Here is a 12,303-nt window from a genome sequence, read left to right on the forward strand (position 1 = left end):
TAAAATATCGTTTCATCAGCACCACACACCCACCATCAAGCGAGTGCGCCGCACCTTCTGAAGACGAGGTATTGGCATCGATTTTTGACACGCTGTTGAGTTCTCAAGGTTCGGACGCGCACCATCACTCAGCACTCTCGTGCGAAGCTCCGGGGGCAACTTCTCCAGCCTACCGCATCTCAGCTTGGGCGACAAATCCGTGATCCGCTCTCGGAGCGGCCGAACTGCATCGCGCTTGGATCTCTGCGGTGTGCTCCGCAAAGGTAGCACCCGATCTGGGCAACCTCCAACTCGGCTGCGGCGCAGGGCCGCCCGCACCCTTCGGCCCCGCCAGGTCAGGCCGCGAGGGCCAGTCCTGCGTAGGCGCCGGCCTGCTGGAGGAGCTCGTCGTGCGTCCCCTGCTCGGCCACTACCCCGCCGTCGAGGACGACGATCTGGTCGGCTCCCTCGACCGTCGAGAGCCTGTGGGCGATGGTGATCGTCGTGCGCCCCTTCGCCAGGGTCTCGATCGCCGCCTGCAGCTCGCGCTCGGTCTCGTTGTCGAGCGCACTGGTCGCCTCATCGAGCACGAGGACCCTCGGGTCGCGCAGGAGAGTGCGTGCGATGGCGATGCGCTGCTGCTCTCCCCCGGAGAAGCGGTAGCCCCGTGAGCCCACCACGGTGTCCAGCCCGTCGGGGAGGCTCGCGACGAGGTCGGCCACCTGGGCCGCAGCGAGCGACTGCCACAGCCTGGCCTCGTCGGCGTCGGGTCGGGCGAGCAGGAGGTTCTCGCGGATCGACGCGTGGACGAGGTAGGTCTCCTGGCTGACGACCCCGACCACCGACGCGAGGTCCTCGGGGTCGAGGTCCCTGATGTCCACCCCGTCGACGGTCACCCGCCCCTGCGTGGGGTCGTACAGACGCGAGACGAGCGCGGCGAGCGTGGACTTGCCCGACCCGGTGTGCCCGACGAGGGCGAGCGAGGTGCCGGCCGGCACGTCGAGGGACACCTCGTGCAGCGCGTCCCTCTCCGCCCCCGTGTAGCGGAAGCTCACCCCTTCGAGCCGGACCTCACCACGGACCGACTCGAGGTCGAGGCGGACCGGGTGCTCCGGTGCCGTGATCTCCGGCTCGAGGTCGAGGTACTCGAAGACCCGGCTGAAGAGCGCCATCGAGCTGACCCACTGGGCGCCCACGTTGAGCAGACCCATGAGCGGACGGAAGATCCCGGCCTGCAGCGTGGTGAAGGCGATGAGGGTGCCGATCGTCATCCCCCCGGAGGTGGCCGGGAGGCCGGCGGCGAGGTAGATCGCGGCCGGCACCGCAGCGAAGACGACCTGCATCGTCGCCATCCGCCAGCGTCCGGCGAGCTGGCTGCGCAGCTCGAGGTCGATGAGGTCGTGGCTCACCTGGGCGAAGCGCTGCGAGTCGCGACGGGTCGTCCCCATCGTCTTCGCGAGACGGATGCCGCTGATCGACAGCCCTTCCTCGATGCGCACGTGCAGGTCCGCCAGCGCTGACTGCTGGCGGGCCGTGATCTCGCGGCGCAGCAGCGCGACCTTGCGCGTGAGCCAGATGGCCGGTGGGACGACGACGAGCGAGATGAGGGAGAGCCGCCACGACAGGGCGACCATCGCCACCGCGGTCGCCACGGCTGTCGTGAGGTTGCTGGCGATCGAGGTGGCCGTCGTCGTGACGACGCCCTGCATGCCCCCGACGTCGTTGATGAGGCGCGACTGGACCTCGCCGGCCCGAGAGCGCGTGAAGAAGCCGAGCGACTGGCGCTGGAGGTGGCCGAAGAGCTGGGTGCGCAGCCCGTGCATGACGCGTTGGCCCACCTGGGCCGACATCCACGTCTGGACGACACCGAGCAGAGAGGTGACGACGGCGACGGCGACCATGCCGCCGACGACCCAGAGCAGGAGCGAGACGTCCTGCTGCGGGATGGCGACGTCGACGACCTCGCGCACGAGGAAGGGCGAGGCCATGGAGACGACGGAGGTCGCGACGATGATCGCGACGACGACGCCGAGCGTGCGTCGGTGGGGGCCGAAGAGCGCGGCGACCCGGGCGAAGGGGACGGGGCGCGCCTCGAGCTGGGCGCGGTCCTCCTTCGAGATGCGGCGCGGACCGCCGGGGCCGCGGCCGCCGACGTGGGGGGTGGGTGCGTCTGTCATGGGCGCCCTCCTTCGATTGCTGAGGTTGACTCAGTATGAGGTAACCACAGGGGTGTCGATAGCATTCCCGCATGGCGACGACACCCCCCGCGGCGGACGGGCTCGGCGAGCTCATGCTCGCCGTCACCCGGCGGCTGCGCAGGGGCACGGCTCATGCGCTCACCCCGCTGGGCATCACGCCTCACCACGCACGAGCGCTGAGGGCCGTCGAGCGGGACGGCCCCATGCGGCTCGGTCAGCTCGCCGAGGCCCTGCACGTCGCGCCGCGCACGGTGACCGACGTCGTCGACCACCTCACGGAGTCCGGCTGGGTCGAGCGCTCCCCCGACCCCGCAGACCGCCGCGCCACCGTCATCGACGTCACCGCCGCGGGTCGGACGATGGCCGCCGAGGTCGAGCAGGTGCGGCGGGCGGCCAGCCGGGAGATCTTCGCCGGCCTGTCGAAGGGGGACCGCGCTCACCTCGAGCGGATCCTGCGCGACCTCGTCGGCTGAGCCGCCTGTGGATCGTCCGGTGGCGCCGGGCCGCTGCTTCGCTAACTTGGAAGGCAGCGATGAGGCGTCCGGGCGGGTCGGTCGCCGCGAGGGAGGGGCTCGGACGCATGGGCACACGCACCCTGGGACTGCTGGCGGTGGGGGCCGTCACGCTCGCCGGCTGCACCGGGGGCGGAGAGGACCCCGAGACGACGTCGGCGAGCATCGCCACCCCGACGAGCGCCTCGTCCTCGACCCCGTCAACTCCCTCGAGCAGCGGCGGGTCGACGACGAGCTCGGGAGAAGCCACGACCAGCAGCTCGACCGACGACGCTGCCCGATGGGCGTCGCCACCTGAGGCGGCCAGGGCGAACACCCGCCAGGGAGCCCAGGAGTTCGCCAAGTGGTACACCCAGGTGACCGGCGCGGCCCAGCACCTCATGGACGGCGATCTCATCCGAGAGCAGTCGACGTCGGGATGCGTGAAGTGCGAGGACATGGCCGCCCTCGCTGATGGCCGCAAGGGCGTTCAGCACCCATCGATCAATCCGTATCAACAGGTCACCAGGGTGAAGGTTCTCAAGTGGGGTAGCCAGCCCACCTTCCAGGTTGACTTCGCCGTTCCTAGGCACAGCCTGCTCAACGATGCCGGACAGAAGGAGGCGACGGTTCGAGCCGAGAAGGCGGCGTTCGCGATGCGGTTGGAGCGCGCCGGAGACCGCTGGGCGGCATCCGAGTTCACGCTCGCGTATAGGGATGGTGAGGCGTGATGCGACGCCTTCTCGCAGCGTGCCTCGCAACGCTGATCGTGTTGTTGGGCATCAACGCGATCGCTGATGCGGACGCGTCGAGGACCTGTCCCCCTCCGCGATTAGAGGGCACAGTCGGTGATGCTGGGCTGGGCGCCGCAGGTAGTTCGGGTCAATGCGGCGGGGACGCACCAGGCGCCCCGCAACCGGTCCAGAACGCGTCACAGAAGGCAAGCAGCGGGGACTCTCAAACCCCGTCTAGCAATCGGGTCGGGCGTGGTCCGCGGGCCGGTGACGACGGCTCGCAGCTCGTCAGCGAGTCGTGCGCCGGGCGGATGGCCGAGCTGCAGTGCCAGGCCGCGGCGGGGACGTGCGCCGCGACCTCGCCGGACAGCGAGGGACCGGTCGCGATCATCCGGCAGCCGGGCGGTCAGCTCGAGGGGTACGACTGCGGCGCGACCCCGGGCCAGCCCGGCCCAGCCGTCGTCGCGGCTCCGCCCGTGCCCACCTTCGGGCAGATCCAGCAGGCCTTCCGCGAGCTGCCCTTCTGCAAGCCCAGCCCGAGCATGCAGCCCGTCGGGGGCAAGACAGTGGTCAACCTCGCCACCTACTACGAGGCCGGCTGGCCCGACGGGGCCTGCCTCTCCCCCGGCGAGACGAGCGCGAAGGTCCAGCTCCTGTCGTGGAGCGTCGAGTTCGCGGTCGAGGCTCGCGACTACCGCTTCAGCTACGGCGACGGCGCGTCGAGCGGGTGGACGACGTCGACCGGGGGTGGCTACCCCGACGGCGACATCACCCACGCCTACCGCGACACCGGGTCGGTCGACGTGAGGGTCGACGCCCGGCTCACCGGCAGCTACCGGGTCGACGGCGGGGCCTGGCAGGACATCGAGACCGTCGCCGACCTCCAGGACGAGCCGGCCGCGACCTACGAGGTCGTCGAGGCGAAGAACAGGCTGCAGGCCGACCCGACGGGGTGAGCGGATCCCCCTTCGGCGCCGGTGGATTCCACGGAATCCGTGGGTGTCGCCGGTGTCGGACCCGTCACTAGCGTCGCCGCATGACTGCGCTCGAGCTGCCGCCCCACCCCGTCGACGCTCCCGTCCTGCAGGCACCGGTCGACCTCGGGGGCTTCGCCCTTGACCTCTGCTGCGCGCCGAGCGTCGCGTCGTACGCGGCCCCGGTCGTCGAGCGCTTCATGCGCTACCACGAGGACGGCCAGCACCACGACGGCCTGCGCACGATGGTGGGCTTCAGCATGTGGCAGCTGCGGCAGTCCTCCCCCGGCCGCATGACGATCCAGGCCCCGAGCTACCTCAGCTCCGACCCCGACCTCACCGAGGACACGACCGACGACCTCACCACCGCGCTGTGGGTCGAGGCCATGCACGACGACGTCTTGCGCCAGCTCGACGTCGACGGCGACGTCGTCGACCTCTCCTCCGGTGTCATGTGCACCCGTGCCGCGCTCAAGGTCGTCGAGTCCGGCGGCGACGACGAGCTCGTCCTCGCCCGCCACGCTCCCACGTCCGAGAGCAGCTCGGGCTGGCACCTGAGCACCGCCGCCAAGGCCGGTCTCATCGGGCGTCGCGAGAGCGACGTCCTCGCCGGGCTCCTCGTCCGAGGAGCGCCCGCCGTCGTCGCCCTCCTCCCTCTGCCCGTCGGCACCACGGCCCGCCTGACGACCACCCGGGTCCTCGACGTCACCACCGGAGAGGCCCCGCGTCGCACGACGACGGGGGGCACCCCCTTCGCCGCCGGCGAGCGGGTGACCGTCGAGGAGCACGTCGACGGGCTCACGGTGCGGGCCACCATCGCCCCCGCTCTCGTCGAGGTCGCCCGCACCCTGCTGAGGACCGCGGCCGCGGGCGGCCGCGATCGCCTCGTCCCCGGTGCCGCCCTGCAGACCGACTACGTCACCTACCGGCTCGAGCAGGCCGAGCCGGACGTGCTCGACGTGACGTCACCGGACTTCTCGCACCCGCTGGCCTACCGCTCCGGCACCACCGTCGACCTCACCGAGGCCGTCTTCGCCCATGTGCAGCAGCAGACCCTCGTCGGCCGGGCGGGTGTCGAGGCAGAGCCCACCCACGTCGACGACACCATCGGCATCCAGCGTGCGGTCGTCGACGCCCTCGCCGACGGGCAGCGCATCGGGGTCGTCCTCGACCGCATGGCCCTCGGCGACGCCGACCGGCTCGACGACGGCACCCGGCGCTCGGGGTGGTTCGTGTGGGCCAACGCCAGCACGGAACTCACCGAGGACCAGCGAGCGGTGCTGAACGTCGACGCCGGAGAGGTGCACTCCTACGCCCGGTGGCTCGCGCCCTACCTCGCGCTGCCCGTCGGGACGATGGTCCAGCTCTTCGACGACCAGCTCGTGCGGGCCCACCTCGTCGACCCCGACCGGCTCGACGCCGCCGTCGAGTCCGGCCCGGCGCGCACGATGGGCGAGCTGCTCGCCGACCCGCAGATCGCCCGTCCCATCCTCGTCGGGGACGACGTCACCGGCTGAGCGCACCCTCGGGGGTGGTGACGGGCGCAGGTGCGCCCGGCAGAGTGGGGCGATGAGCACCGACGACACGTCCGAGGCCCGTCCCGACCCCGACGAGCTGCTGAAGGTCTACCTGCGCCGGCACCTCGCCGCGTCGGCCGGCGGTGTCGACCTCTTCCGCCGCGTCGCCGGCAGCATCCCCGCCTTCGCCCGAGACGAGGTCGTCCGCCTCGCCGACGACGTCGCCGCCGACCGCCGCGGCCTGCTCGACATCGCCAAGAGTGTCGGCGTCACCCAGCCGCAGGTGCAGGAGACGATCACCCGCATCGGTCAGCAGCTCGGCCGGCTCCACCCCGCCGGCACCCTGCTCAGACGCTCGCCGCTCACCGACGTCATCGAGCTCGAGGCGATGAAGGCCGCGACGAACGCCCGCATCCTCGGCTTCCGCACGCTGCAGGAGCTCTCCGACCCCCGCCTCGACCAGCGTCACGTCATGACGCTGCTCGAGCGGGCGCTCGACCAGGAGGAGCGCATCGAGCTGCTCCGCGTCGAGGCCGTGCACCGGGCGCTGCGACCCCAGGCCTGAGCGAAGGGGGATCTCGACCGAAGGGGGACCCGTCCCCCTTCGGTCCGGGGAGACCCCACGAGCCCGGCGGCCTGGCCGCCGGGCTCTCCTGCGTCCCTGAACCCCTCAGTCCTTGACCGCGCCCTCGAGCATCCCGGCGATGAAGTGCCGCTGCAGGAAGAGGTACACGACGACCACCGGCACGGCGATGATCGTCGCGCCCGCCGCGAGCAGGGCGAAGCCCTGCGTGTACTGCCCGGAGAAGAAGCCCAGGCCCAGCGGCGCGGTGCGGATGGCCTCGTTCGTCGGGGCCATGACGAGCGGGATGAGGAACTCGTTCCACGTCCACATGAAGGTGAGCACGACGAGGGTGATGATCGCGGGCCGGGCGAGCGGCACGAGCACCTGCCACAGGATCCGCACGTGCCCCGCCCCGTCGAGACGGGCCGCCTCGATGAGCGAGCGGTTGGTGGAGCGGAAGAACGAGCGCATCCAGAAGGTGCCGAAGGCCACCGACTGCGCGACCTGGGGCAGGGTCACGGCCCAGAAGGTGTCGGTGAGACCGATCGTGCGCAGGTCGTAGAAGAGCGGCACGACGATCGCCTCCGCCGGCATCATGATGCCGACGAGCATGACGTAGAAGATCACCGTCGAGCCGCGGAAGCGCATCGTCCCCAGCGCGTACCCGGCGAGGATCGACAGGACCGTGCTCACGGAGACGACGAAGACCGAGACGAGCACCGAGTTGCGCAGGTAGGTGCCGAAGCGCCCCACCCGCCACGCCTCGCCGAAGTTGGCCAGACCACCCGGCGCCCCGGAGTCGGTCTGCAGCGCCGCCCCGACGATGCCGGCGAGCGGCGCGATCGCGAAGAGCGCGAAGACGACGAGGACGACGTAGCTGCCCAGGGTCTCGCGGGCCCGCACCCTCATGCGCGGTCACCGAGCCGGGTGATGACGAAGCTGATGGCGAAGATGATGAGGGTGAGCACGACGCCGACCGCGCTCGCCAGCCCGACCGCCCCCTGCTCGAAGCCCTGCCGGTAGACCTCGTAGCTCGGCACCGTCGTCGAGTGGCCGGGTCCCCCCTTCGTCGTCATGAAGATGAGGTCGAAGGTCTTCAGCGACGCGATGACGGTGAGCGTGAGGGCGACGGCGATCTCGCCGCGGATCGAGGGCAGCGACACCGCGAGGAACTCGCGGATCGGGCCGGCGCCGTCGAGGCGCGCGGCCTCGTAGAGGTCCTTGGGCACCTGGCTCAGCCCCGCGAGGAGGAGCACGGTGACCAGACCGGTCTCGAACCACGTGCCGATGACGCCGACCGAGGGCAGGGCGAAGGTGTAGTCGCCGAGCCACCCGCGGGTCAGCGAGTCCAGGCCGATCGCCGAGAGCAACGAGTTCAGCGAGCCCTCGGAGGCGTAGACCCGGCGCCAGGCGACCGCGATGACGACCATCGCGACGACCTGCGGCAGGAAGACCACGGTGCGGAAGAAGCCCAGCCCCCGCACCCGCGAGCGGTGCATGATGCCCGCGAGCACGAGGCCGATGAGCAGCGGGAGCACGGCGTAGAAGACCATGAGCACGAGCGCGTGGAGCAGGGCCGCGCGCAGCCGCTCGTCGGTGAGGACCTCGGTGTAGTTCGACAGGCCCGCCCACGACCCGACGGACAGCCCGTCCCAGTCGTAGAGCGAGATCCAGCCGGCCCGTAGCAGCGGGTAGAGGGCGAAGGCCCCGTAGACGAGCAGGGCGGGCAGGAGGTACAGCCAGGCCACCCTCCGCGGTTCGCCGGGAGGGCCGCTCTGCCGTACCTTCTGCGCCGCCACCTGCTGCCTACTCCTTGGTGAACTCGGCGTAGTCGGCCTCGATGGTCTCCATCGCGGCCTTGGGGTCCTTCTTGCCGGCGAGCATGTCCTGCAGCCCGGCGCCCATGGTGTCGCCCATCGTCGGGGTGGCCCAGTCGAGGTAGGGGGTGAGCCCGTCCTTCTCGCTGACCTCGCCGAAGGCGGCGAAGATCTCGTCGCCGAGGGGGTCGGCCGCCTTGCGCTCGGCGGTCCCGACGACCGGCATGTTGCCGTTCTCGGCGAGGACGGCCATCGCGTCGTCGTTGGTGATGAAGTCGATGTACGCGGCAGCGGCGTCGGGGTTCTCGGCCTTCGAGGTGACGGCGAAGGGGAGCCCCGAGCCACCGGTCGTCACGGGGGTGTCGCCCTCCTTCTCCACCGGCGGGAGCATGAAGCCGACGTCGTCCTTCATCGCGGCGTAGAGGTCGGACTGCAGCCAGGAGCCGGCGATGAGGAAGAGGCCGTCGCCCTTGCTGAAGGACTGCCAGGCGGCGTCGTATCCCTCGCCGTTGAAGCCCTCGTTGAAGTAGCCCTTGTCGACCCAGTCGACGAGCGTGGCGCCGGTCTGCTCGTTGCCCTCGTCGGTCCAGCTCGCGCCGGGCCGGCCGTAGCCGAGCGTGCGGATGGTCTCGGCGTCGGTGTAGCGACCCTGGAGCGCGCCGAAGACGTGCACCGCCGGCCACTTCTCGATGTTGCCGAGCACGAGCGGGGTCTCGCCGGCCTCCTTGGCCGTCGCGAGCGCCTCCTCGAACTGCGCCCAGGTCTTCGGCTGCTCGATGCCGAGGTCCTCCATCATCTTCTTGTCGTAGAAGATGCCGACGACCTCGCCGACCTGCGGCAGGCCGAAGATGCTGCCCTCGCCGAAGGTCTTCGCGTCCGGGGAGTAGGAGACGACGGACTGCACCGACTCCGGGTAGCGATCGCGCCAGCCGTACGCCTCGGCGTAGGGGTCGAGGTTGATGATCTGCTTGGCCCCCACGAACTGACCCATCTGCGAGCGCGTGTTGTTGGCCTGGACGACGTCGGGGGCGTCGTCACCGGTGAGGGCCAGGCGCAGCGTCTTCGTCAGGTCGTCGAAGGAGCGCGAGACCCGCTTGATGGTGATGTTCGGGTACTTCTTCTCGAAGGCGGCGTTGAGCGCCTTCATCTGCTTGTCCTGACCGCCGCGGACCTCCTGGTCCCAGACGGTGAGCTCGATGTCGCCCATGGCGGCGGGGTCGGTCTCGACCTGCGAGGCGGCCTTGCTCGTCGTCGACTCCTCGCCGCCGGAGCCGCCGGGGGCGCACGCGGCGGCGGTCAGGCTCGCGCCGACCAGGACGGCGACCGTGGTGTACCTGCGGGTCATGGTGTCTCCTCGATGGGTGCGGTGCTGCTGAGCTGGAGCCTGCCTCGTGCGGGCCGGCGGAGTGCCTCAGACATCGGACTGTCGCGCGATCGTTGCCTGCGCGCGACGCACGGCGTGCTGCGGGACGTCGGGGACGATCTCGTCGAGGAAGGCGAAGCGACGGCGCACCGAGGCGCACCGTGCGGTGCCGGAGGGGTCAGCCTTCACCCGGCGCCACCAGTCCACGATGTCGCCCCAGCCGGGAGCGGCGAGCGAGCCGCCGACGTGCTGGACGGCCAGCCCGGAGCACAGCGTGGCGAAGGCGAGCCGGTCGCGCAGCGGCCAGCCGGCGAGGGTGCCGAGAGCGATCGCGGCGTGGAAGACGTCGCCCGCGCCGGTCGCGTCGACGGCCTCGACGTGCAGCGCCGGGACGTGCTCCTCCTCGCCCGTCGAGGAGTCGATGGCCAGCGCACCCTCGGCGCCGTTCGTGACGACGACGAGCGGCACGCGGTCGGCGAGCGCGTACATCGCCTCGTGCGGGGTCCGCGAGCGCGTGTACGCCATCGCCTCGACGGCGTTGGGGGTGAAGGCGTGGATGCCGTCGAGCCGGTCGAGCAGCTCGGTCGACCACTCCCCCGTCGCGTCCCACCCGGCGTCGGCGAAGAGGAGCGCCCCCTGCTGACGGGCCTTCGTCGTCCAGGTGAGGTCGTCGGCGTGCAGGTCGAGCAGCGCGATCCGGGTGCGTGGCGGGTCGCCGATGAGCGCGCTCGCGGGCTCCGGGCTCGGGTGGCCGTGGCTGATCATCGAGCGGTCGCCGTCGACGGCGAGCGAGACGGTCACCGGGGTGTGCCAGTCGGGGTAGCGGCGCGAGCGGGTGAGGGCCACGCCCTCCTGCTCCTCGAGGGTGCGCCAGCAGAAGTCGCCGTACGCGTCGTCGCCGAAGGCCGCCGCCAGCGTCGTGCGCAGGCCGAGCCGTGACGTCGCGACGGCGAGGTTGGCGATGCCGCCGGGAGAGGAGCCCATCCCCGACGCCCACACCTCGGTGCCCGGCGTCACGCCCCCGTCGATGCCGGTGAGGACGAGGTCGAGGAAGACGGTCCCGTAGAGCAGGACGTCGGCCTCGGGCTCGACCGCCGGGGTGTCGGCGGACTCGCGCAGGTGCGAGAGCGGGTCGAAGGGAGGTGCGGTCACCCGTGCATTGTGCACCGGCGCCCCCGGGCCCGGCCCCGCCCGACGCGCGAGGGGGCGCGACTAGCCTGCTCGTCGTGACGTCCGTGCGAGGAAGGTGCCAGGCATGCAGCTGACGATCCTCGGGGGTGGTGGCTTCCGCGTCCCTCTCGTCTACGGGGCGCTCCTCACCGACGACCACCCCGACCGGGTGCGCGAGGTCTTCCTCCACGACACCGACGCGACCCGGCTTGCGAGCATCGAGCGCGTGCTGCAGCAGATGGGCGCCGACCACGACGACCCGCCGCGCGTGCGGGCGAGCACCGACCTCGACGAGGCGATCGCGGGCGCCGACTTCGTCTTCTCCGCGATCCGGGTCGGGGGCACGCAGGGGCGCACCGTCGACGAGCGGGTGCCGCTGTCGTGCGGGGTGCTCGGCCAGGAGACGACCGGACCGGGCGGTCTCGCCTACGCGCTGCGCACCGTCCCCGTCGCCGTGCACATCGCCGAGCGCATCCATGAGCTCGCGCCCGACGCGTGGACGATCAACTTCACCAACCCCGCTGGCATCGTCACCGAGGCGATGTCGGCGGTGCTCGGCGACCGGGTCGTCGGCATCTGCGACTCTCCCATCGCCCTCGCCCGTCGTGCCGCCCGTGCGTGCGGCGTCGACCCGACGACGACGGTGCTCGACGTCGACTACGTCGGGCTCAACCACCTCGGCTGGCTGCAGGGCCTGCGCACCGACGGCACCGACCTCCTGCCCGAGCTCGTCGCCGACCCGCAGCGGCTCGCGACCATCGAGGAGGGCCGGCTCTTCGGGCCGGAGTGGCTCGGTGCGCTCGGCACGATCCCCAACGAGTACCTCTACTACTACTACTTCACCCGGGACGCGGTCGCCTCGATCCTCGAGGCCGAGCAGACCCGCGGCGAGTTCCTCCTGCAGCAGCAGGACGCCTTCTACGCCGAGCTCGCGGCGCGGCCCGACGACGCGCTCGCGACCTGGCGGCGGGTGCGCGAGGAGCGCGACGCGACGTACATGCGCGAGGCCCGCGAGGAGGACGAGGCCCGCGACGCCGCCGACATCGAGGGCGGCGGGTACGAGGGCGTGGCCCTGGCGATCATGGCCGCGATCAGCCGCGGCGAGGCGGCCGACCTCATCCTCGGCGTGCGCAACGACGGCACCGTGCCCGGCCTGCCCGTCGGGGCCGTCGTCGAGATCCCCTGCCGCGTCGACGCGGACGGGCCGCACCCCCTGCGCGTCACCGCGCCGACCGGCCACCGCCTCGGGCTCATGGCCCAGGTCAAGGAGGTCGAGCAGCTGACGATCCGGGCCTCGCTCGAGCGCTCCCCCGCCCTCGCCCTCGAGGCGCTCGCCCTGCACCCCCTCGTGCCGTCGGTGACGACCGCCCGCGAGATGCTCGACGGCTTCCGCCGCCGCAGCCCGCAGATCGGCGCCCTGCTCGGCATCCCCTGACCGATCGCCGACAAAACCCTGCTGGCTGCCCTTCGACGAGCCAGCCGGGTCTCGAGAGGG

At 71.5% G+C, this 12,303-nt stretch carries 11 protein-coding genes; 6 read left to right on the forward strand and 5 right to left on the reverse strand.

Features of this window, described 5'->3' with window-relative positions; genetic code table 11:
• Positions 1 to 335 precede the first annotated feature (335 nt).
• Positions 336 to 2,156 (reverse strand): ABC transporter ATP-binding protein, encoded by a 1,821-nt coding sequence (locus L6241_RS13370; RefSeq protein ID WP_368246672.1) that lies wholly within the window; start codon positions 2,154 to 2,156, stop codon positions 336 to 338.
• A gap of 71 nt (positions 2,157 to 2,227) precedes the next feature.
• Here L6241_RS13370 and L6241_RS13375 point away from each other — a divergent pair, with 71 nt between their 5' ends.
• The 5 genes from L6241_RS13375 (at position 2,228) to L6241_RS13395 (ending at position 6,458) form a co-directional block, all read left to right on the forward strand.
• Positions 2,228 to 2,650, forward strand: coding sequence for a MarR family winged helix-turn-helix transcriptional regulator (locus L6241_RS13375; RefSeq protein ID WP_368246673.1), 423 nt, complete (start codon positions 2,228 to 2,230; stop codon positions 2,648 to 2,650).
• Positions 2,651 to 2,757: 107 nt separating this feature from the next.
• Positions 2,758 to 3,399 carry a hypothetical protein gene (locus L6241_RS13380; RefSeq protein WP_368246674.1) on the forward strand — a complete coding sequence of 214 codons (642 nt, stop codon included), beginning with the start codon at positions 2,758 to 2,760 and terminating at the stop codon, positions 3,397 to 3,399.
• 314 nt (positions 3,400 to 3,713) lie between these two features.
• On the forward strand, positions 3,714 to 4,358 hold the full coding sequence (locus L6241_RS13385) for a hypothetical protein (RefSeq protein ID WP_368246675.1): 645 nt from the start codon (positions 3,714 to 3,716) through the stop codon (positions 4,356 to 4,358).
• 80 nt (positions 4,359 to 4,438) lie between these two features.
• A complete protein-coding gene (locus tag L6241_RS13390; protein ID WP_368246676.1) occupies positions 4,439 to 5,893 on the forward strand; it encodes a hypothetical protein in 1,455 nt (484 codons plus the stop codon).
• Positions 5,894 to 5,945: 52 nt separating this feature from the next.
• The gene (locus L6241_RS13395; protein WP_368246677.1) at positions 5,946 to 6,458 is read left to right on the forward strand and encodes a hypothetical protein; all 513 of its coding nucleotides are present in this window, start codon (positions 5,946 to 5,948) and stop codon (positions 6,456 to 6,458) included.
• Between the two features lie 105 nt (positions 6,459 to 6,563).
• Here L6241_RS13395 and L6241_RS13400 read toward each other — a convergent pair whose 3' ends face one another.
• The 4 genes from L6241_RS13400 to L6241_RS13415 form a co-directional block, all read right to left on the reverse strand.
• Positions 6,564 to 7,367: a carbohydrate ABC transporter permease gene (locus L6241_RS13400; RefSeq protein ID WP_368246678.1), complete on the reverse strand. Its 804-nt coding sequence runs from the start codon at positions 7,365 to 7,367 to the stop codon at positions 6,564 to 6,566.
• On the reverse strand, positions 7,364 to 8,206 hold the full coding sequence (locus tag L6241_RS13405) for a carbohydrate ABC transporter permease (RefSeq protein WP_191681497.1): 843 nt from the start codon (positions 8,204 to 8,206) through the stop codon (positions 7,364 to 7,366). The genes L6241_RS13400 and L6241_RS13405 overlap by 4 nt, the downstream gene beginning before the upstream one ends.
• A 58-nt stretch (positions 8,207 to 8,264) precedes the next feature.
• Positions 8,265 to 9,620, reverse strand: a complete 1,356-nt coding sequence (locus L6241_RS13410) for an extracellular solute-binding protein (RefSeq protein ID WP_368246679.1) — start codon at positions 9,618 to 9,620, stop codon at positions 8,265 to 8,267.
• A gap of 66 nt (positions 9,621 to 9,686) precedes the next feature.
• Positions 9,687 to 10,790, reverse strand: coding sequence for a carbohydrate kinase family protein (locus tag L6241_RS13415; protein WP_123092407.1), 1,104 nt, complete (start codon positions 10,788 to 10,790; stop codon positions 9,687 to 9,689).
• A gap of 103 nt (positions 10,791 to 10,893) precedes the next feature.
• Between L6241_RS13415 and L6241_RS13420 the strand changes: the two genes are divergently transcribed.
• Positions 10,894 to 12,243, forward strand: coding sequence for a 6-phospho-beta-glucosidase (locus L6241_RS13420; RefSeq protein WP_368246680.1), 1,350 nt, complete (start codon positions 10,894 to 10,896; stop codon positions 12,241 to 12,243).
• Positions 12,244 to 12,303 lie beyond the last annotated feature (60 nt).

The sequence above is a fragment of the Janibacter sp. Y6 genome (assembly GCF_040900765.1).
GTDB classification, from domain to species: Bacteria; Actinomycetota; Actinomycetes; order Actinomycetales; family Dermatophilaceae; genus Marihabitans; species Marihabitans melonis.

Bases quoted from the DNA above. Each gene is read 5' to 3' on its own strand.
- L6241_RS13410 (WP_368246679.1), bottom strand. From the start codon at position 9,620: ATGACCCGCAGGTACACCACGGTCGCCGTCCTGGTCGGCGCGAGCCTG.
- L6241_RS13385 (WP_368246675.1), top strand. From the start codon at position 3,714: ATGGCCGAGCTGCAGTGCCAGGCCGCGGCGGGGACGTGCGCCGCGACC.
- L6241_RS13420 (WP_368246680.1), top strand. From the start codon at position 10,894: ATGCAGCTGACGATCCTCGGGGGTGGTGGCTTCCGCGTCCCTCTCGTC.
- L6241_RS13380 (WP_368246674.1), top strand. From the start codon at position 2,758: ATGGGCACACGCACCCTGGGACTGCTGGCGGTGGGGGCCGTCACGCTC.
- L6241_RS13375 (WP_368246673.1), top strand. From the start codon at position 2,228: ATGGCGACGACACCCCCCGCGGCGGACGGGCTCGGCGAGCTCATGCTC.
- L6241_RS13395 (WP_368246677.1), top strand. From the start codon at position 5,946: ATGAGCACCGACGACACGTCCGAGGCCCGTCCCGACCCCGACGAGCTG.
- L6241_RS13390 (WP_368246676.1), top strand. From the start codon at position 4,439: ATGACTGCGCTCGAGCTGCCGCCCCACCCCGTCGACGCTCCCGTCCTG.
- L6241_RS13370 (WP_368246672.1), bottom strand. From the start codon at position 2,156: ATGACAGACGCACCCACCCCCCACGTCGGCGGCCGCGGCCCCGGCGGT.
- L6241_RS13400 (WP_368246678.1), bottom strand. From the start codon at position 7,367: ATGAGGGTGCGGGCCCGCGAGACCCTGGGCAGCTACGTCGTCCTCGTC.